Origin of the sequence: Halomonas sp. TD01 (genome assembly GCF_923868895.1) — a bacterium.
In the GTDB taxonomy this organism is placed as follows: Bacteria; Pseudomonadota; Gammaproteobacteria; order Pseudomonadales; family Halomonadaceae; genus Vreelandella.
Window position 1 is genome coordinate 2375755 of the sequence record NZ_OV350343.1, and the last position, 19446, is coordinate 2395200.

14 protein-coding genes and 1 pseudogene are annotated in these 19446 nt (G+C 52.5%); 8 read left to right on the forward strand and 7 right to left on the reverse strand.

The window, feature by feature from the left end; all coding sequences use genetic code 11:
- The first annotated feature begins 3 nt into the window (after positions 1-3).
- Positions 4-1356: a DUF2252 domain-containing protein gene (locus tag L1X57_RS10730; protein ID WP_009721563.1), complete on the forward strand. Its 1353-nt coding sequence runs from the start codon at positions 4-6 to the stop codon at positions 1354-1356.
- Positions 1357-1375: 19 nt separating this feature from the next.
- Here L1X57_RS10730 and L1X57_RS10735 read toward each other — a convergent pair whose 3' ends face one another.
- The 3 genes from L1X57_RS10735 to L1X57_RS10745 all read right to left on the reverse strand — a co-directional run bounded on the left by L1X57_RS10735 (position 1376) and on the right by L1X57_RS10745 (position 5005).
- Positions 1376-3175: a GGDEF domain-containing protein gene (locus L1X57_RS10735; protein WP_009721564.1), complete on the reverse strand. Its 1800-nt coding sequence runs from the start codon at positions 3173-3175 to the stop codon at positions 1376-1378.
- A 271-nt stretch (positions 3176-3446) separates the two neighbouring features.
- Positions 3447-4496 carry an SPFH domain-containing protein gene (locus L1X57_RS10740; protein ID WP_039868519.1) on the reverse strand — a complete coding sequence of 350 codons (1050 nt, stop codon included), beginning with the start codon at positions 4494-4496 and terminating at the stop codon, positions 3447-3449.
- Positions 4497-4510: 14 nt separating this feature from the next.
- On the reverse strand, positions 4511-5005 hold the full coding sequence (locus tag L1X57_RS10745; RefSeq protein WP_009721566.1) for an NfeD family protein: 495 nt from the start codon (positions 5003-5005) through the stop codon (positions 4511-4513).
- Between the two features lie 139 nt (positions 5006-5144).
- Here L1X57_RS10745 and copM point away from each other — a divergent pair, with 139 nt between their 5' ends.
- Both copM and L1X57_RS10755 read left to right on the forward strand, forming a co-directional pair.
- Positions 5145-5588 (forward strand): CopM family metallochaperone, encoded by a 444-nt coding sequence (gene copM / locus L1X57_RS10750; protein ID WP_009721567.1) that lies wholly within the window; start codon positions 5145-5147, stop codon positions 5586-5588.
- 90 nt (positions 5589-5678) lie between these two features.
- Positions 5679-6395: a trimeric intracellular cation channel family protein gene (locus L1X57_RS10755; RefSeq protein WP_009721568.1), complete on the forward strand. Its 717-nt coding sequence runs from the start codon at positions 5679-5681 to the stop codon at positions 6393-6395.
- 108 nt (positions 6396-6503) lie between these two features.
- Here L1X57_RS10755 and L1X57_RS10760 read toward each other — a convergent pair whose 3' ends face one another.
- Complete coding sequence (locus tag L1X57_RS10760) at positions 6504-9473, reverse strand: hypothetical protein (RefSeq protein ID WP_009721569.1); 2970 nt, start codon at positions 9471-9473, stop codon at positions 6504-6506.
- Positions 9474-9580: 107 nt separating this feature from the next.
- Here L1X57_RS10760 and L1X57_RS10765 point away from each other — a divergent pair, with 107 nt between their 5' ends.
- The 4 genes from L1X57_RS10765 (at position 9581) to L1X57_RS10780 (ending at position 13260) form a co-directional block, all read left to right on the forward strand.
- Complete coding sequence (locus L1X57_RS10765; protein ID WP_009721570.1) at positions 9581-10288, forward strand: DUF3581 family protein; 708 nt, start codon at positions 9581-9583, stop codon at positions 10286-10288.
- Positions 10289-10414: 126 nt separating this feature from the next.
- On the forward strand, positions 10415-11401 hold the full coding sequence (locus tag L1X57_RS10770; protein ID WP_009721571.1) for a TRAP transporter substrate-binding protein: 987 nt from the start codon (positions 10415-10417) through the stop codon (positions 11399-11401).
- A 1-nt stretch (position 11402) separates the two neighbouring features.
- Positions 11403-11966: a TRAP transporter small permease gene (locus L1X57_RS10775; protein ID WP_009721572.1), complete on the forward strand. Its 564-nt coding sequence runs from the start codon at positions 11403-11405 to the stop codon at positions 11964-11966.
- A 28-nt stretch (positions 11967-11994) separates the two neighbouring features.
- The gene (locus L1X57_RS10780) at positions 11995-13260 is read left to right on the forward strand and encodes a TRAP transporter large permease (RefSeq protein WP_009721573.1); all 1266 of its coding nucleotides are present in this window, start codon (positions 11995-11997) and stop codon (positions 13258-13260) included.
- Here the strand turns inward: L1X57_RS10780 and L1X57_RS10785 are convergent.
- The 3 genes and pseudogenes from L1X57_RS10785 to L1X57_RS10795 form a co-directional block, all read right to left on the reverse strand.
- Positions 13247-14116: a transglutaminase family protein gene (locus L1X57_RS10785; protein ID WP_009721574.1), complete on the reverse strand. Its 870-nt coding sequence runs from the start codon at positions 14114-14116 to the stop codon at positions 13247-13249. The genes L1X57_RS10780 and L1X57_RS10785 overlap by 14 nt on opposite strands.
- Positions 14113-16518, reverse strand: a complete 2406-nt coding sequence (locus tag L1X57_RS10790; protein WP_009721575.1) for a circularly permuted type 2 ATP-grasp protein — start codon at positions 16516-16518, stop codon at positions 14113-14115. Before L1X57_RS10790 ends, L1X57_RS10785 begins: the two co-directional genes overlap by 4 nt.
- Before the next feature lie 136 nt (positions 16519-16654).
- Positions 16655-17539 (reverse strand): annotated as a pseudogene (locus L1X57_RS10795) (transglutaminase family protein); the annotation flags it as partial.
- A 418-nt stretch (positions 17540-17957) separates the two neighbouring features.
- On the opposite strand from L1X57_RS10795, the gene L1X57_RS10800 reads away from it, so the two are divergent.
- On the forward strand, positions 17958-19442 hold the full coding sequence (locus L1X57_RS10800) for a circularly permuted type 2 ATP-grasp protein (RefSeq protein WP_009721578.1): 1485 nt from the start codon (positions 17958-17960) through the stop codon (positions 19440-19442).
- Positions 19443-19446 lie beyond the last annotated feature (4 nt).

The following is a 19446-nucleotide window of genomic DNA, read 5'->3' on the forward strand; positions in this document are numbered from 1 at the left end:
GCCATGAGCCATGCACTAACCGGGCATAACCGCCCACAGCAGGTGATTGAGGCGATTCAGCAGGTGAATGCGCCGCTAAATGCAGCGCACCGCCAAGCAAAGTACGCCAAGATGGCCGCGTCTCCCTACCGATTTTTCCGTGGAACTAATCACTTGTATTGGCAAGACGTTTGGCACGACTGGCGTTTTGCGCTATTCGGCGGATGGCCTAATACCCAAACGTGGCTCCAAGGCGATGCGCACGTTTATAACTTTGGTGCTTATGGTCACCACGATGACCAAGTGCGCTACGGCATGGATGACTTCGACGACGCATTGATCGGCGACTATCAATACGATGTATGGCGGCTAGCGATCAGTGTGGTGTTGGATAGCCGTGAAAACGCAGCGTTAAGTTCTAAAGCGACTGATAAAGCGCTGAAAAAGCTGTTAGAGGGTTACATTCATACGCTAGCGGGTTATACCCAAGAAGCTCATGCAAAAGATGCTCATACTAAAGAACTGTTCATTGATGCGGTGACTTTGGATAGCGCCAAAGGCCCACTCAAGCCTTTCATGGGCAAAGTCGCCGATAAGCAGAGTCGGGCGCGTATGCTGGAAAAATGGACAACCCTCGATAGTCAGAAAGGGCGTATGTTCGCTGAGCGACCTGGGAAGCTAGCGAATTTACCAGCAGATGTCGCCAGCCAGCTGCGCCGTTTGATTGAGCAAGAGTATCAACAGACGCTACAGCATCCGATAAAAGAGAATGACCCAAAGCACTTTCGTGTAAAAGATACCGCCCGACGCCTGGATGCGGGAACGGGCTCATTAGGTGTCGAGCGTTACTACGTATTGATTGAGGGTGGGGCGGATCATGAACACGATGACGTTATATTAGATGTTAAAGAACAAGTAACGCCGGAAGCTTACGGCTTAATGAATAAAACCCAACAGCAGGCGTGGCGAAAGTTATTTCCTAATGAAGGCATCCGTCATGCGGCGGCGTTTCATGCCATTGCCGAACATCCGGACGCCTACTTGGGCTGGCTGGCCATAAACGGCAAAGTGTTTTCGGTCCGAGAGCGCTCTCCGTTCAAAAAAGACGTGCCTACTCACAAGCTTTCAGGGGGTAAGTCCTACCGCAAGCTGGCGCGCCAATGGGGTGAAATTCTGGCACGTGAACATCTTCGCGGTGCCCAGGCGCTTCACCGAGGTCATTCAGCGCCATTTGCCAACGCGGTATGTCAGCGTTTAGAAGGTCGCGAAACGCAGTTTATTGAGGTGGTGTCGACCCTTGCAATTGCGTATGCCGACTGCGTTTTTCAAGACTACCAAGTGTTCGTGGAGCACTTTTTGGCGACGGATTCCGCTTAATAGGCCGCGCCACTAACGTTCATAGTGTCTGCTGTTTGCTGAACAAAAAGCCTTGATCCTCAAGAGAGTCTTCCCAAACAACACAGCGGTTTCGTCCGCTGTGTTTTGCTTGATAAAGCGCCTCGTCGGCAAGTCGTAGCAGCTTCTTAGGATCTTGAGTGTGATCAGGATAGGTAGCCACCCCACAGGAAAGCGTGATTCGCCGTAGCGGAGTATCCTGATGGGCAAATGCCTGTTGGGAAATAGATATTAGCAGCGCTTTTGCCCTGGACTCGGCAGCAATTTGCGATGTGGCAGGCAGCAAAGCAACAAACTCCTCACCACCAAAACGACAGATGACGTCGAGATCACGTAGGTGGTGACGCAGCAGCCCTGCGATGTCCACCAGTACAGCGTCTCCTGCATCATGACCAAAATCGTCGTTGATCTGTTTGAAATAGTCCACATCCAACATGAGCACAGAAAGGTGGCTGGCATGTTGTAGTACTCGCTGACATTGGTGCTCAAATGCTGTGTCGAAGTGGCGGCGATTATGCAGGCCCGTTAATGGATCTTTGCGTGATAAGCCATCTAACTCCTCAACGAGTCGGTCGAGATCAGCTGTCCGGGACGCCACCTGTTGCTCAAGGGTTTCATTCGCTAGAGCAAGCTGTTGTTGAGTATGGCGATAGTGCCACAGAAAAATAGCAGCGTTCGCGACTGCGAAAGCTAACGAACCATAGCTCAATGGCACGCTGCGCCAGGTCACAAAGCCGTGGGCAACAATCATATCGGCTAGCAACAATGGTGCATAAAACATAAAGCTCACTACCAGTAGCCGCTGTTCGAGCGTTAACCGTTGAAAGCGCATGAGTGCTAGCACCAGCATCATGGGAAGTGTGATAGCTAGCAGTACGTCAAAGATAGGAAAGGTGAGTGAAAGGCTGATCACACCAAACTGCACCAAGCCCATGGCAAAAACGAGATACATCAAGTGGATAACCCATAATCGTGTTATCCAACGTTTCGCAGTGCCTTCTAACCAGTCGCTGAGCAACAACCCCAATGCCACTGGCAGGGTATAGTAACTTCCAGCCCGCAACATGTCCCAACCCAAAGCGCCATCTGAAATTAGCTGGCGAGCAGGGGTTTCAGCAAGCAACATCAGTCCCGAAGCATAGGCAAATAGTGCAATGGCACCGAAGCCTTGGCGCTGCGGGCCTATCAACGCGAAAATGCTAGCCAGGATCGCTAGCACCAATACCAGTGCGCTCACGCCCAGGTCCTGAGCGGAGTCATGAATAACTTGCTTCAGTACGTCAATACGCTCCATCACTTGCACTTGGCCCCATAGGCCAATACTGGTGTAGTACGAATAGAGCCGAAAGGTGAGTTGTTGTCCGGCGGCATTTTCGGGTAAGTCGATCATATGCCAGGGCCAACCAGCAAAATCTCCTTTGCCCTGATCGTCAAACTCTCCGTATTGATAGATGAGTTGGTCACCCAGATAAACTTGTCCGATAAGATTAATGCTGGTGATAAAAAGAACTGGGTCGTTCCAGTCACCGGCGGGCAGTGTTGTGCGTAACCAGAGATGCTCGTGCCCCTCACGGCCAGGCGGATTGGAGGGAGAGTCAATGGTTTGCCACTCTGTTGTATTGCTTTGCAGCCAAAGTGGATGGCTAGTAGAAGCCTGAGGAGAATCGCCCCAGCGATATTCCCAATTTTGCAGTGGTTGTGGCGGGGAGGCAGCGAAAAGCCCACTTGGAAACATTACAAGCGTGGCCAGTATTAGGAGCAACTGGGTGAAATGACGTATGGCAAGCCAACGAGGCAGCATGATGAACGTCTAATCTCCTGATTACGATCCTTCTGCTGATAAGTGCTTCAATCCAAGCCCACTGATTGATTGAGGCGCGCATGATGCAAACATCAAAGCCAGCCACCAGTTTAACTAAAAACAAGCCCAGGATAATGGCAGTTACTTCAACGTTAAAAAACGTTACGCGGGAGGTGAGGGGAAGGGCTGGGCCTCTCTTGGACCAGCCCTGGCAGGCTTTGCGCAGCTACTAGTAATAGCACTTAGCGCTGTATTATTGAAATAGTGCTTTTTAAGAGGCTGTTGCACCGCCGACGATGCCACTGCGAAAGCCGCCCTCACTGCTGTTGCGGTTTTTTAGATGATTAGCGACAGTGTCTTCAGGTGAACCCGCCATTTCACGGAACATACCCATTGACCCCAGCAGGGCAGAGGACTCGTAAGGCACGAATACACGCTCACCGTCTTTCGCCATGTTGGGCAGCCCTTTGATGTAGCTTTGGCCAAGTAGGTAGCCCACCACCGTGCGCTTGTTCTCTTCGCTGTCACCGATGGCGCTAAGCACGAGTTTGATGGATTCCTGCTCACCTTGGGCGCGTAAAATCGCTGATTCTTTATCGCCCTGGGCGTTAAGAATGGCCGACTCGCGCTGCCCTTGAGCCATCGCAATGGCCGCAGATTTTTCACCTTCTGCTTCTGTTACCGTCGCGCGGCGTTTACGTTCAGCGGCCATTTGCAGGCGCATCGCAGATTCCACCTCTTCCGGCATGGCGATATCCTGCACCTCTACCCGAGAGATTTTGACACCCCACTTGGAAGCGGGCTCTTCCATCGCTGCCTGGATTTCATTGTTAACCTCGGCACGAGACTCAAACAGTTTATCTAGTTCCATCTTGCCGACCACTGAGCGAAGCGTGGTTTTTGCCAGAACCTCGACTGCTTGGCTCATATTCTCTACTTCATAGACAGCTCGCTTGGGGTCGATAATCTGATAGTAAAGAGCGCCGTTGATTCTCACGGTGACGTTATCCGTGGTGACAACCGGTTGGCCAGGAAAGTCCATGACTGTTTCACGGCGATCAATGCGGATTTCATCGCTGGTAATCGCGGTGTAATCTTCGCCCATCTTGCGATAGCGCAGCATTGTGATCGCGCGTGGCTGCTCAATAAAAGGAATAATGATATTGATGCCGCTTTCAAGCACGCGGTGAAACGATCCTAGACGCTCAATCACCATCACTTCTGACTGGCGAACAATGACCAATCCTTTTGAGATGATGAGCACGCCAATGACAACAATAATCAGGCTGATGAGTAGGCCTGGGCTAATCGATAAATCCATCAGGTTATTCATGCTTATGGCTCCTTGCGTTGGGAAGTTGCATCCTGGGGGCTAACGTCTGATGAAGGTGTCAGCGTCACTAAGGCCGTTGTACCTTCAAAGCGTTTAAAGATGACTAGGGTTCCTGGCGGCAGCTTAGTATCACCGCTCTCAATGACACGTAAACGATAGAAATCACCGTTCACCTTAATGCCGGTTGCGTTGTCAAAATCGCGTGTCAGTGTTTTGTAATGGTTGCCTTTTTCAACGCCTGTGCCGGTTGTGCCGTAGGCAACGCCTCTTGGTGAAAAGCGCGGGCGAATTACCACAACGCCTAAAGGCACTAAAATACCCGCAAAAACTCCCATGCTGAGCAACTGCCAAGGCAGCGATAACCCCAGTGCAGTTACCGCAGCGGTCAGTGCCGCAGCGATTCCCAGCGCAAGCAATAACATTGCGCCTGACGTCAGTTCTGCGAGACTTAGCAATAGGGCAATCACCAGCCAAGTATAAGCAGGGTTCCAGTCCATGTGTGCTCCTATGCAGTCTATGAATGAAGCTGTCCACTAGAGTAACCTACTCGACGCGTATTGACCTGTGTGCTGCATATAGGTTTTAAACTTTAAATCTTGCGGTTTCATGCTTTTATCACTCGTCAGGAGAGTTGCTATGCTGCTCGATTATGTAAAATTTAAGTTAGCTAATGCGCGGCTATTTAGTCCTTTAAAAGTAGCAGTGAGTGCTTGCGCTGTGGCGGGTTTGATGACGTCTCCCGCCCTTTTGGCTGATCATCATGGCAGTCATAACCACCAAGATACCCATGGTCACCATAGTGCCTCGGATCATTCGCAGGGTGATAACCCTGCCATCGCAGCTTATCAAGCTGCCAATGATCGTATGCATGAAGATATGGCCATGTCATTTACGGGTAACCCCGATGTGGATTTTGCTAAAGGAATGATTCCCCATCATGAAGGCGCCATTGCCATGGCAGAAATTGTGTTGGAGTACGGTGAAGACCTTGAGATTCGCCAACTGGCTGAGGACATTATCGCTGCTCAAGAGAGCGAAATTGCTTTCCTGCGTGAGTGGTTGGAGCAGCACGACCACTAATTAGAGATTTCATCACCTTCGCGATGACCCGAGTATTCACAGGAGTGCTATCCTGCTCGCCTCATTAAGCATGTCTCCAAGGAGAGTCGCGTGTCGGGTGTGATTTACTGGTTGGATATGGCGGGTGTCATTGTATTTGCCTTGTCAGGTGTGATTTTGGCCTGTCGTTCGCGAATGGATCCTTTCGGTATGCTGGTGCTGGCGGCGGTGACCGGCATTGGCGGCGGCACACTTAGGGATTTGGTACTTGGCGTTCGCCCAGTATTCTGGGTGACGGATCCGACCTATTTGTGGGTGATATTAGCCACAGTGGGCGTGTCTTTGGTGGGATTTCACTATATTCATCGCCTTTCTCGGGGTTTTCTACCCGTTGCCGATGCGTTTGGGTTGGCACTATTCACTGTCATAGGCACTCATAAAGCACTGCTGCTGGGTACCTCAGGCGTTGTGGCGGTGTTAATGGGTATGATGACAGGCGTGGCGGGTGGCATGATTCGTGATGTGCTAGCCCAGCGGGTACCCATGGTGCTTCGTGAAGAGATTTACGCAACAGCGGCTTTGGCGGGTGGCATTGTGTATGTGGCGTTCGATGCGTTAGAGGCGCCACTAACGGTTGCGATTGCAGCCGCCTTAATAGTGACGCTTGGGTTGCGCCTAGCGGCGATTCACTGGCACCTGGCGCTACCGGTATTTGCCTGGGTTACGCTACCACCGAAAACGCATGACGAAACTGCAGCACCACTATCAACCCCTCAGAAAGCCAAAGAGCGGGTGCGGATGATTCGAAGGGAGCGTAAAAAACATTAGCCCGGCAGCCTTCCTTTGGCGATGTTGCTAACTAAAGGAAGGCGTATCCGTCTCTTTTTTCTATTTCGTCTCTTCCTTCGTCGTTACCTTCTCTCTTTTAAATCTCTTTTAAAATGCATTTGCTTCTCGCCAGCGATCAAACCAGCGCCTTGGTTGCAATACCTTCAACGTGGGTTCGCTGTCGATCAGCTCTACGCCTATACCCAGTGCGCCAAGGTGTGCATAGAGCGCGCCATTGGCGCTTTTTTCAGCCAAGGTTACATCGGAAAGCAGCAGAAGCTGGCCGCCGGTAAGCGTTAGGTCGTGCAAGCGAATGCGCTCGCCATTGATCTGCAGCTGTGCGCTACCGTTGATGTCATGCACGTTCAATAACCGTCCCAACCACTCGCTTTGTCTGGCGCGGGCTAAAAAGAGTCTTGCTAGCAAGCCTGTATCGCGCATGCCAAGGCGCAGTTGGCTGGTTAAGCGAATTGGGTCGTCCCACTCAAGTTGCGCTTCTTCCATAGTGAGTTGTACCCACCAGCCAGCATCTTGTGCACCTTCCGAGCTTTGCCGAAAGACGTTTTCCAGGCGCAGAAATGAGTCATTGGCGTTGAAACGTCGCGTTTCTAAATCACCCTCGGTGAGTTGCAGATGCAGTTCAACATCGCCTTTTAGCTGCTGATCAAGTAGCGCTAGCTCGGCACCAAACGCACGCAGTGTCATGTCGCCCTGGGCGGTAAGCCCATCCAGCAGCCATTCGCTGGTTAAGCTAGCCTGACCGCCTAACAAGGTAACTCCAGCATTTTCAGGTAAATAGCGGTTATAGCGGGTGAAGTCAGGCACTTCTGTAATAGGCAGTGCAATGCGAGTAGAGAAGTGTTCGGGCTCTGGTGACGCTAGGACGTCACTAAAACGTTCAGTTTCGGTCGTGAGGGCAAAGTGGCGGCCTTCCAGATGAGGGCGATCATCGTCCAGGCGCATAAGTGAAAAGTGTGGAATACCTAGCGAAAGCTGGGCCTGCTCAGACGTGTCGAGTTGGGCAGTCAGTTCGCCGCGCCCAGTAGCGATGTAATCTAAAAATGCCACTTCAAGCTGGTTGGCATTCACCCGAAGGCGGGTGGGTGCTAGAAGGCGGTCATTACGAAAAGACCCTTGAGCGAATAGCTGGCCGTCACCCGCAATTGCCAAGCCATGGGCGTCAGGTAAAAAGATATTTAAGAACCCAAGCCGCTGTACGCTACCCTCCAGAGAAAACTCCCCACTGAGCGGTGTATTACCACTTTCATCACCGTTACTGCCGCTACGCTGAAAACGTCCATCATTGAGTACTAAGATGCTCTCTAATTGTTCGCCGGTAGACTGCGTATCCGCTACTTGCCAGCGCAGACGTGAACCGCTGATATCAAGCCTTGTGCCGTCCAGAGCCGCTCGGCGAATGGATAATCTAAGCTGTGCGTCGCTTTCCAGTACGCTGTTCTGTTCAGAGTGTTGCCAGCGAGTCGCTAATTGCTTTCCTTCTAAATGGATCTCTCCATGCATCTGCTCGGTGGTGAAGTCGAGCTGGCCACTGCTGGTAGCTTGGCCGCTAAGCAGCTGCAATGGGGCAGGATCGGGTAAGGCAGCTTTAAGGTAAGTTTGCAGCACGCTAATGTCGGGTAAGCGAGCAGATTGCCAGGTCAGACGGGCAGTGGCGTTTTCTTGTGCAAGCTCTGGGTTAATCGGGCTAAGCGCATTGAGCGTGATGGCAGCGTCGGCCATCAACGTTTGCTGATGGTGGCTAAGGGTGGCGTCAGTGAAGGTGAGCGTTGCGTCTATGATCTCTTCAGTCGACAGTTGTGCTGCTAGCGAGCCACTTCCTTGAGCCGTAAAATCAAGCAACTCAGCCGCAAGTGTTGGTGCCTGAATTGCTAGCGATGCGTGATAAGGCTTGGCGTCACGTAGCGTCACGCTAGCCTCAATTTGACCGTTACCAGCAAGCCGAACCCCTTGGCCATCAAATGTGTGTGCCAGATAGCGATCAAGCATGTCCAGGCGAGAGACTTCGCCCTGTAGCTCAAGTGAGGCGCCGGTAGGAAGGTCTAGTTGGTCTAGGCGCTGATTGGGCATGTTGGTCGCTAGGCGAAGTTGCGTATTGATGGCATAAGGGTGGGTATCCGCCAATACGACATTAATTAGTTGCGTTGAAAAGTGGAGTTCGTCGTCTTCTACCGCCAAGCGCACAGCGCCTTCACCAACGGCGGTGTGGAGCGCCGGCGGTGTTTCAGCAATCAACCAGCGCAGGTCGTCTGTATCGCGGGGTTGCAAACGCTGCTCGTTCACTGATAAGCGCAATTCAGGCGCATTTAGAGTTAACTCGCTGCCACGCTGTAGCACACCGCTACTCAGGTTAAGTTCCCCCGTTAAATTACCGTGGCCATAAAGTGTCAACCAGGGCAACGCTTCTAAGTAGGGCATAAATACGTCCCAGGCATCAGCCTGCGCCTCGATGGTAAGTTGTGCAGATAGGGCGCTGAGTAGCTCTGCGGTGAGCTCCTCACGGGGAATTTGCTCAGTAGTAACACTGCCTAGGGAGGCATCTGCGCGTAGCTGGATATCTTGTACTAACGAGGCTTGGTCGCTAAGGCGGGTTAGGTGACCTTGACTAATATCCAGCGATACGCTGGGAACGGCTAACGCAGCGCGACTTAGTTGGGTATCCGTCACCTGCAGTTGGCCTTGTGCCTCGAGAGCAATATCGCCTACGGTCAAGCGGCGAAGCCCGTTCGCATCCAGTGTCTGTATGTGAAGTTCGCCGCGCAGGAGTGCCAATAATGATAGCGAAAGCGTTGCACGCTGGGCTTCAACGGAGATGGGCAAGCTGTCGTCTTCACGTGCTAAGTAGAGGTTCTCTACTTCCCAGCGCCCAGGGTGCAGGCTGTTTGCATTTGTCCAGTGCACTTCGACCCCCTCAATCTGAGAAAGTCGTTTGGGTAGCCATTGGCTATTCAGCAGCCAAGTGCTGCCAAATGCCCATACCAACGCTGCTACCAAAGCGCTTAATAGCGTGATTATCAGGACACGGAGTAGACGTTTTGACCTAGGGTTCTCGTTTGGCATACGGGCTTCCTTGCAGATGACTCCTGTCGGCGCGTGTTTTATGGCATTATGCGCGTCGTAGGACCGTAATGGGTTTTCGATTTCAACGCTAGGCAGGCAGCAAAGCCATGTTCAAGGATTTTTACGCGCAGCGCGGAGAGTATGTTGTGATCTCTGCTGAGCAGGCCAGCCGTTTCGCCAAAGGCGTGGCCGGCGATTACAACCCGATTCACAATCCAGATGCGCGTCGTTTTTGCGTACCTGGTGACCTGCTGTTTACGCTGGTGCTGGTGAAGTTTGGGCTGTCGCGACAAATGGAATTTCGCTTCACCAATATGGTGGGAGCTGACACACCTCTCAAGTTTAGTGAAGAAGAGAATGGTGATCTACATGTCTGTGATGAAGGAGGCAAGTGCTACCTGCAGGTGACTCGTGGTGGAGAGGTTACTCACGATGAAGCAGCTATTGAAGCCTTTTCCCGCTGCTATGTGGCGTTTTCAGGTAAGAATTTTCCCCACTATTTAAAGCCTTTGATGGAGCAGCATGGGGTAATGTTTAACCCTAAACGCCCCTTGGTTATTTACGACAGCATGGGGTTTTCCTTAGAGCGTCTAGACGGTTTTTCGCCCAACTTAGCCCTAACGAGCTCGTCGTTAGAGGTTCAGGGCAAGCGTGCCGATGCCTTGCTTGAGTTCTCTATTGAGTCAGATGGAGAAGCGGTTGGGGTGGGCTCTAAGAAACTAGTGGTCAGCGGCCTGTGTGAGTACGACGCTACTGAAATGGCAGCGATTGTTGATGAGTTCTACCGCTTAAAAGCGGCTTACGAAGCGGCCTAAACTGCGTCGTAGCGTTAGCGTAATGGCGGGTGCCATTAACGCTAACCCTAAGGTATTCTCAAAGCCTATCAATTAAAAAACACGTGAAGCGCCCCTGGCGCTTCCGCTGGATATAAGAGGCTTTGCATGAATCGCATTAAAACGCTTACGTTTGCCTGCGCAGCAGCCACGCTCGCCGTTTCAGCCACGAGTGCTCAAGCGAAGGATTTTCGTCTCGGTCTTATCACGCCTGCACAGCACCTATGGTCTACTGAGGCGGAAGCCTTTGCCCAAACGCTTAACGAGCGCTCCGCTGGCGAACATAGCGTTAGCGTTTTTCCAGCTCAGCAGCTTGGCAATGAAGCGCAGATGGTTCAGCAACTGCAAACCGGTGCGTTAGATATGGCTTTCTTGACGATTGCCGAAATTTCCAACCGTATTCCAGATTTTGGCGCACTATACGCGCCTTACTTGGTCGATGACGTTAATCACGCGGCACGGCTGCTACGTTCTGACGCGGCTGGGGAACTACTCGAATTAATGCCAGAAGAAGTCGGCTTAATTGGCGTTGGCTACGGCATGGTAGGCATGCGTCAAGTGCTCAGCCGTGACCCTATTGAAAGTGCCGATGATCTGCAGGGGCAGCGGTTGCGTATTACCCCTTTCGAGCCGATCCGTGATTTTTATACGGCCGCAGGTGCTGCCCCTGCGCCCATGCCGCTATTAGAAGTGTATGACGCGCTGGCTAACGGTCAGGTCGATGCCATTGATATGGATTTCGACTCTATTTTAATTTTGAAATTTTACGAGCAGGCGGAAAACCTGCTGATTTCTAACCATATGATGTTCCCTATGGTGGGCGTCGTGTCTGGGCGAGTATGGCGCGAGCTATCTGAAGAAGACCGCGAGCTGATTGATACCGCGATGGCTGAGCATCTCGAAAACGTGCTGGTGGGCTTTGAAGAGATGGACGCCGCTCAAGAAGAAGAAATCCGCGCCTTAGATATCAACATTGTTGAAGCGGATGCTGAGTTTTTCTCTGACGCCATTGCTGAGTGGGAAAGCATCTGGGCGCCTAAAGCACCTATGTTAGAAACGTTACGCGACGAAGCTGACCGGTTACGTGACGAGTAATATGCTACAACGTTTTTCTTCGGGGCTTGCCCGCTGTGAAGAAGTCACCGCCGCTGCTTTGGCAGCGGCGGTGACCTGTTTGATTCTCACCAATATTGCGTTTCGCGCGTTGGGTAGCCCGCTTTATTGGGTCAGTGAGTTGGCTATTTATGCCATGATCTGGATGACATTCCTGATTGCCGGCACGGTGTTTAAGCGCCGCCAGGGGATAGCAGTCACGCTGCTAAGTGATCTGCTGCCGCAAACCGGCCGGAAACTGATAGGTATCTGGGTGGATGCCATGGTGCTGCTATTTGCTTTGCTGCTAGCGTGGCTTTGCTGGCGTTGGTATCAGCCCCTTGCGCTTATGCAAGCGGGGTTCGATACCCGTGCTTTTCAGGGGCAAACATTCAATTTTATTTACGCTGAAAACACCTCCACGCTTGGCGTTAAAAAATTCTGGGCGTGGTTAATTGTGCCGTGGTTTGCACTTTCTCTTAGCCTGCATGGCTGGGCGAATCTTATCCAGTCACTCAAACAGTGGCGAACCCCGGCTCAAGAACCCACCACCACAACGCGACGTTAATCCTGCTTATCATGCTGGCGGTACGTTTATGACGATTGCTGTTTTTTTGCTGCTGTTGCTTGGTGCCGTGCCAATTGCGCTAGTGCTGGCGTTGACGGCCATGTGGTATATCCAGGCGTCTGGCAACACGGTGCTGTTTGATTCTTACCCGCAGCAGCTGTTTAGCGCCATTGAAAGCTATGGATTACTGGCGATTCCGTTATTTATGCTGGCGGGCGAGTTAATGAACGAAGGCGGTTTAACTCGCCGGTTAATTGCATTAGCGCGCATTTTGGTGGGTGGATTTCGTGGTGGCCTTGCTTATATTAATTTAGTGGCCAACATGATGATGGCGGCGATTATTGGTTCGGCGGCCTCCCAAATTGCCATTATGTCCCGGGCGATGGTGCCAGCGATGGAGCAGGAGGGCTACGATAAACCCTACAGTGCTGCGATTACCGCTGCTGGTGGATTACTGTCGCCGATTATTCCGCCCTCAATGCTGTTTGTGTTGTTTGGCGTCATGGCCCAAGTCCCGATTGCGGAAATGTTTATTGCTGGGTTGTTGCCTGGGCTGCTCTTGGGGACAAGCTTTTTTATAGTGATTGCCTTGGTAGGCTTGGTGCAGCAGTACCCCAAAGGGCAGTGGCCCTCCCGCCGCCAAGCGTTCCATGATCTGCTTTGGGGGCTGCCTGCACTGCTCATTCCAGTGATCATTATTGGCGGTATTTTGTGGGGCATTGCCACGCCTACTGAGTCAGCAGCGCTGGCCTCGCTCGCGGCATTAATCATGGGTCGCTTTGTGTACGGGGACCTGCGTTTAAGTCAGTTGCCCCAGGTGCTGAATCGCACGGCGATTAATGCTGGGTTGGTCATTATGCTGATTGCCGCCGCTGGCGTGTTTGGTTGGGTGGTGATTTACGAGCAGCTCCCGCAAATGGCTGCTGCGTGGATTGCGGCGCTGACCAGCGACCCCTTCGTGTTCTTGCTGCTGGTGATTGGCGCACTGCTATTAGTAGGGATGGTGATTGATGGCATTGCGGCGCTGATCTTGGTGGTGCCGATTTTAATGCCCATTGCCCAAAGTCAGTTCGCTATTAGCCCTTATCAGTTTGGTGTGGTGGTGTGCTTAACCCTGGTGATGGGCTTGTTAACGCCTCCCGTGGGGGCCGGGCTGTTTATCGCTTCTTCGATGACTGGCGCGCCCCCGCTGAAAATATTTCGCGCGCTGCTGCCATTTTTGCTGGCGACCTTAGTGACTCTTGTGCTTCTCGCGTGGTTACCGTGGTTAACTAATGGGCTTATTCAGCGGTAACTGGCATGACATCCACTTCTACCTCTAGCTGATGTTCGCCGCCGCCGTTCATGACGCCCTTTAACGGCGCGACATCCGCATAGTCACGCCCCCAGGCGAGCACGGGGTGCTGTTCGCCAGCGATGGTGCCATTGGTGGGGTCGAGTGCCAGCCAGCCCCAGTCGGGAATCCAAGTGGCTAACCAAGCATGAGAGGCGTCTGCGCCCACTAAGCGTGGCTGGCCGGGAGGCGGCTGAGTTTCCAGATAACCGCTGACGTAGCGTGCGGCCAAACCCACTGAACGCAGTGCTCCAATCGCTAGGTGAGCAAAGTCCTGGCACACCCCACGGCGGTTAGCCAGTACATCGCTTAACGGGGTCGCCAGCGTAGTGAAACTAGGGTCGTACTCGAAGGTATCGTAAATCAGTTGGTTGAGCGCCAGCGCGCTCTCTACGAGTGGGCGGCCAGGTGTAAAGCAACTACGAGCAAAGGCAGCTAATTCATCGTTACGGCGAATAAACGGTGAGTCCAGACGGTATAGCTGCATATCAAAGCGGCTATCGCTGTTGAGCTTTTCGGCAACGTTTTCCCACGCAGGAGAAAAGGCAGGCAGAGGAGCTAGCGGCTGGGTATTGAGTTGAGTTATTACCGTCACGTCCAGGGACTGGTGAACGTCTTCCATCGCAAAATAAAGCACACGATTGCCGAATACATCACGTCGTTCTGCTTGAACCCGTGGCAGTGGGCTGATGGCTAGCTCGGATACACTGCACTCCTGATGCAGCGTTTCGCGTGGCAACACCCGTGCTTCGCTATGGCATAGCGTGACGGGGGCGCTGTAGTGATAACGCGTGGTGTGCCGCAGTGTGTAGTTCATGCGTCAAGCTCCATGCTAACTAATTGGCGTGGCCGCTCGACATGACTGAAATGGCTATGGCTGATGGCATCAGAAAGTGCCGTTAACGGCTCAATTAGTTGATCAAGCAACTGCGCTAGCGCTTCTTGTGCTTCGGGGGTATCGGTAAGGTGATTGAGGCGATCAATATCGGCTAAATGTAGCGCCGCATTGGCTTGGATTAACAGGCGACGCTCCGCGTTACGGTAGGGAGAAGAGCTGCCTGGTAAGCGGTTCATTTGACGCTCAAGACGTTTGAGCATGTAACCCACCGAACGAGGGTTAGTTTCATCAAATAGCAGTAAATCTAGAATCGCCTCAGGGTGCAGTTCGCTGCGATACCGCCTGCGGTAAGTGGTAAAGTTATCGGTGGTGGCCAGCACTACTTCCCAGAGTGCCAGCCCCGGAGTATGAGGCGCGTTGAGCGTGAATTTGAGTAGCGATAGCAGGCCTAAAACGCGATCTAGAAAGCGTCCAATATCCATAAACCGCCAGCCGTAGTGGTGGGGCATGGTTTCATTACACAGGCCAAAAAAGGCGGCTATTTGTGCGGAAAGCCCTTCACAGGCGCGTCGCGCAGCACTGGCACCAAGGCTCGAATTAAAAGAGCTGACGCGCTGGCGAAGCTGGTTAATGACGCGCCAAGAATCATCCCCTAAGTGGTCGCGTACGCTACGAGCGTTACGAAGCAGCTGGTTAAACAGCGCTTGCAAGGCTTGGGAGTCTGTGTCGTCAAACTGCGCGAGCAGCGCCGCGCGTTTCTGTACAAAGCCAACAAGCAGCGGTTTGGAACCTTCACCATCCTTCTTGAGCGTGGTGATTTCCAACGCTATCAGCAACTCATCAAGTAACTGGTCCGCTATCTCGTCTTGGTCAACTTCCATTAATCGCATCAGCGCTTCACGAAGCAAGCGTGCTCTGGCGTCCAGACGTTCGCCGTAGCGACCCAGCCAAAATAGGCTTTCGGCAACCCGGCTAGGGAGGTCAGTGCCGTCCCGAGTGGCCACCACCGGGCCGCGGGCTTGGCGAAGCTGGCTAACATGGGGCTGTGGCGTATTGGCTGTGACCCAGACATCTTTCACGATAGGGCTGCTTAATGACGGTGAGCCGGGTGCTCCAACCCAGGCTAACCCGCCAGGCATAACATGATAGTCGCTGAGCTGCTGCCCTCGGGTCGTTACACTGCTCGCTGAGCGAGTAATAAAACAGCGCAAGTTCAGTGTAGTGGGCGACAAACGCTGCATTTGGCTATCAAATACCGGCGCCGTGGCCGGTTGCGTGGCGGCATTGGCACTAGGCAGGAGTAGCTTTTCGCCTAGCAAATGCTCGCAAAGGGCGGGCAGACAATCGGCAAGTTCGGATGACTCCAAGATGCCCACACCGAGTGCGTTTGACATCGCCACACCGCCAGCGCGGGCGGCCTGTAGTAAACCGGGGACGCCTAGCTGAGAGTCGCCACGAAGTTCAAGTGGGTCACAGTAGGCATCGTCGCAGTGACGCAATACCACATCCACTGGCTGTAAACCGCCCAACGTACGTAGCCATAGCTGTGAATCCCTGACGACTAAATCCTGTCCCTCGGCAAGGTCGATATTGAGATAGTTAGCGAGATACGCGTGCTCAAAATAGCGCGGACTGCTTGGTCCAGGGGTAAGCAGCACGACGTTTGGGTTGTCGCGATGTTGATAGGCAAGCGCCGTCAGGGTGCGGTGATAATTGTCGAGAAAGCCGGCCAGCCGCTTAAGGGGGGCATTGCGGTACATTTCAGGCAGTGCTCGCGCCATTAAAATGCGATTTTCGAGGGTGAAGCCTGTGCCTGATGGGGCCTGTAAGCGGTCACCAATGACGCGCCACTGTCCTTCCGTATCTTGAATGACATCAACACCGTGGAAACTGATTGCCGGACGGTCACTGGGTTGTGAACCGTGACAGGGAAGTAATAAATGCGGCGATGCGAGTAATGCTTGGGTAGGCAATAAACCCGTATCAAACAGGCTACGCGCGCCATAAATATCATCAAAGAGTGCGTTCAGCAGCCGGCTGCGTTGGATCAATCCTAGTTCGAGAGCTTGCCACTGGGCGTGGTCGATGACCCAGGGAAGAGGGTCTAGTCGCCATGAGCGTCGGGCGTCATCGTGCATGTTAAAGATGACGCCATTTTCGGCCAGCAGTCGCTGAATCTCTTCTTGCTGTTGAAGACGACCCTCGGGGCCAAGTGTTTCCAGTGACCCTAACAGGCTTTCCCAGCCGGGCCGTAGTCGTCCATGACAGTCCACCATGGCATCGAAAATGCCGGGCTGTCCCTCGCCAAGCTGATTAAAGTAATCTTCTACAAGCCCGGCAGAGCCGAACTCAAGTAGCGTGGGAGAGACAGGGGCCACCATGATCCTTGTAGTCCTAAGCAAATAAGCAGCGAATTATCCTGCAGCCTGCCTTAATAGGAAAGCATTAGCTTGGCCGAAACGCCGCAAAGTCACATTGTTAATGTTGGTGCTGGTTGCAAAAGAGCCTGTTTACCTATGGGGCTTCGTGGATACGCTTGATGTGCATGTCCACATTAAACTCGGTGTTGCACTTTTCCGAGGACCCCGTGATAGCGGCAGCACTACCGATAGCGGGGGTAGCGGCCAGGGGGATGTGCCCCTCGCCAGCAAACAGGCCCGAGGTAGGATCCAGGCCTATCCAGCCTGCTCCAGGTAAAAAAACCTCTGCCCAGGCGTGTAGATCAGTGCTGTCAATGTCTTTGCTATTTGGCTCAACCACGGCTTTTTTATCGGCGGCAAGTTGAATCAAATACCCGGATACAAAGCGAGCGGCGAGCCCTAAATGGCGAAAAATCTGCACCAGCAGCCAAGCGCTGTCACGACAGGAGCCTCTGCCTAGCGCCAATGTTTCTTCACAGCTTTGAACGCCAGGCTCCAGGCGAAGCAAATAGCTGATGTCGCTGTTGAGGCGCTGATTAAGTGCAACCAAAAAATCAACGCTGTTAATGGGGTCTCTAGGAATCTCTTTAACCCACTCCATGAGCCGTGGGCCAGACTCAGTGACTTCAAGGTAGAGCCACAGTGCTTTGCTCAATTCTTCGGGGTAGGCGAAAGGGGTTTTTTGTGCGTACTCCTCCAGAAAAAAATCAAATGGATTAATCACGGTCATCGAAGCAATGAGCTTGACTGTGATAATCAGTTCGTTGCGTGGCTCTGGAAATACGATGCGTGCATTAAAGTTACCAAACGGGTCTTGCTGCCAATTGAGGAAGTGATCATCTCCAGAAACGGTGAGTGAGTAATCGTCAATAGGCGTTCGGCATTGGGGTGCAGGGCGCAGACGAACAATGTGGGGTGACAAGTTCACCGGCCGATCAAAACGATAAGTAGTTCGGTGGTGCAAGGCAACACGAATGGGCATAAGCCACCCTCTAAGGTAAGTCTATATCAATCGATTCGCCCTTAAGACGCCTCGGTTAAGAGAGATAAGTAACGGTAGTATCGTTGTAGTTAGGCTTTTTTGCAGCTGCAAAATTCACTAAGCCGTTTAAGAAGAGTAAAAACATAAAATGCACCATTAGTGTTAGTTTTACGCACTGTTTTGGTGCTTTTGTTTTCAGTTTTAAGTTGAACTCTAAAAGATAAACTAAAAGTAACGATTCAGTTGAAGAGCTGAGTAAGGCGCGTGTTAACAGAATCCTTTTAACGTTGAAATAGCGAAAAAGATGGTATGTATTTTGCGTGCTTATATGTGAAGAGAACGGCGTAGTTTGCGCGGGGTCGGCCTGCACTACGTTAGAGGAAGTTGCCGCTTCCCCCATTGCGCCAGGAGAGCGCCCATGAGCCAAGTGAATTGGAATAACTATGCGTGCCGTGACTATTACGATGAGTTACTAGCGGCACCAGGCAAGCCACGTGCCTCGGCTGATGAGCTGTGCAATATGTTGGCAAGGTTTAGTGCGGAAGAGTTGGCAGAGCGTAAAACCGCGGCAGAAATTGCCATCCGCACCATGGGAATTACGTTTACTGTTTATTCAGAGGGCGCCATGATTGACCGAGCATGGCCCTTTGATATCGTGCCGCGAATCATTCCTGCTAGTGAATGGCGTAAAACTGAAGCTGGTTTAAAGCAACGTGTTCAAGCGCTTAATCTTTTTATTGACGACCTTTATCACGATCAAAAAGTAATTAAAGACAAAGTGTTACCTGCTGAAGTGCTGGCTCAATCGGTTAACTTCCGTCCTCAGTGTGTCGGTATTAATCCTCCTCATGGCATTTGGGCGCATATTTGCGGATCCGACTTAGTACGTGGTGGTGATGGCACGCTTTATGTGCTGGAAGATAATTTGCGTATTCCCTCTGGGGTTTCGTACATGCTTGAAAACCGCAACGTGACCAAACGCGTGCTGCCTGAGTTATTTGCGTCCGGCAAAATCCTTCCCGTGGATGATTACGTTGCCCAGCTATATGACATGTTGGCGTCGATGTCGCCTCGCCCCGGCGATGATCCACAAGTGGTGGTGCTAACGCCTGGTATCTATAACTCCGCCTACTTCGAACACGCCTACCTTGCTCAGCAAATGGGCGTTGAGCTCGTGCAGGGTAGCGACTTATTGGTAGATGACGACGACGTGGTTTATATGCGCACGGTTGAAGGGCTGCGTCGCGTTGATGTGATTTATCGCCGTGTAGACGACGAATTTCTTGATCCTGAGGCGTTTAATCCAGATTCAATGCTTGGGGTAGCGGGGCTAATGCGCGCCTGGCGGGCAGGGAAAGTGGCGTTAGCCAATGCGCCAGGAGCTGGGGTCGCCGACGATAAAGTCGTTTATGCCTTTGTACCCGAAATCATTCGCTATTATCTCGACCAAGAGCCGTTGCTGCCAAACGTGCCTAGCTATTTGTGTATGTTTGAAGATGATCGCAACTATGTACTGGAGCACCTGGATGAATTGGTCGTGAAGCCAGCGAATGAGTCTGGCGGCTATGGCATGCTGATTGGCCCACGCTCCACTAAAGAAACCCGCGACGAATTTGCTCGGTTGATTAAAGCCAATCCCCGTAACTATATGGCTCAGCCTACCCTGGCACTTTCCACCACCCCCACGTTGGCGAATGGCTTGCCGCAGCCGCGTCACGTAGACCTTCGCCCGTTTATTCTTTCCGGTCCAGAAACCCATGTGACCACCGGTGGCTTGACCCGGGTTGCCTTGGTGGAGGGCTCATTGGTAGTGAACTCTTCTCAAGGTGGCGGCAGTAAAGATACCTGGATTGTTGAAACCGATGAGAACGCGGCGGCTGCCGCTGAGCAGGAAGGAGTCTAGTGCC

Excerpts from the sequence above, each read along its gene's own strand:
- L1X57_RS10780 (WP_009721573.1), top strand. The coding sequence starts at position 11,995 with ATGACGATTGCTGTTTTTTTGCTGCTGTTGCTTGGTGCCGTGCCAATT.
- L1X57_RS10790 (WP_009721575.1), bottom strand. The coding sequence starts at position 16,518 with ATGGTGGCCCCTGTCTCTCCCACGCTACTTGAGTTCGGCTCTGCCGGG.
- L1X57_RS10730 (WP_009721563.1), top strand. The coding sequence starts at position 4 with ATGAGCCATGCACTAACCGGGCATAACCGCCCACAGCAGGTGATTGAG.
- L1X57_RS10735 (WP_009721564.1), bottom strand. The coding sequence starts at position 3,175 with ATGCTGCCTCGTTGGCTTGCCATACGTCATTTCACCCAGTTGCTCCTA.
- copM (WP_009721567.1), top strand. The coding sequence starts at position 5,145 with ATGCTGCTCGATTATGTAAAATTTAAGTTAGCTAATGCGCGGCTATTT.
- L1X57_RS10765 (WP_009721570.1), top strand. The coding sequence starts at position 9,581 with ATGTTCAAGGATTTTTACGCGCAGCGCGGAGAGTATGTTGTGATCTCT.
- L1X57_RS10740 (WP_039868519.1), bottom strand. The coding sequence starts at position 4,496 with ATGGATTTATCGATTAGCCCAGGCCTACTCATCAGCCTGATTATTGTT.
- L1X57_RS10745 (WP_009721566.1), bottom strand. The coding sequence starts at position 5,005 with ATGGACTGGAACCCTGCTTATACTTGGCTGGTGATTGCCCTATTGCTA.
- L1X57_RS10800 (WP_009721578.1), top strand. The coding sequence starts at position 17,958 with ATGAGCCAAGTGAATTGGAATAACTATGCGTGCCGTGACTATTACGAT.
- L1X57_RS10770 (WP_009721571.1), top strand. The coding sequence starts at position 10,415 with ATGAATCGCATTAAAACGCTTACGTTTGCCTGCGCAGCAGCCACGCTC.
- L1X57_RS10775 (WP_009721572.1), top strand. The coding sequence starts at position 11,403 with ATGCTACAACGTTTTTCTTCGGGGCTTGCCCGCTGTGAAGAAGTCACC.
- L1X57_RS10760 (WP_009721569.1), bottom strand. The coding sequence starts at position 9,473 with ATGCCAAACGAGAACCCTAGGTCAAAACGTCTACTCCGTGTCCTGATA.
- L1X57_RS10785 (WP_009721574.1), bottom strand. The coding sequence starts at position 14,116 with ATGAACTACACACTGCGGCACACCACGCGTTATCACTACAGCGCCCCC.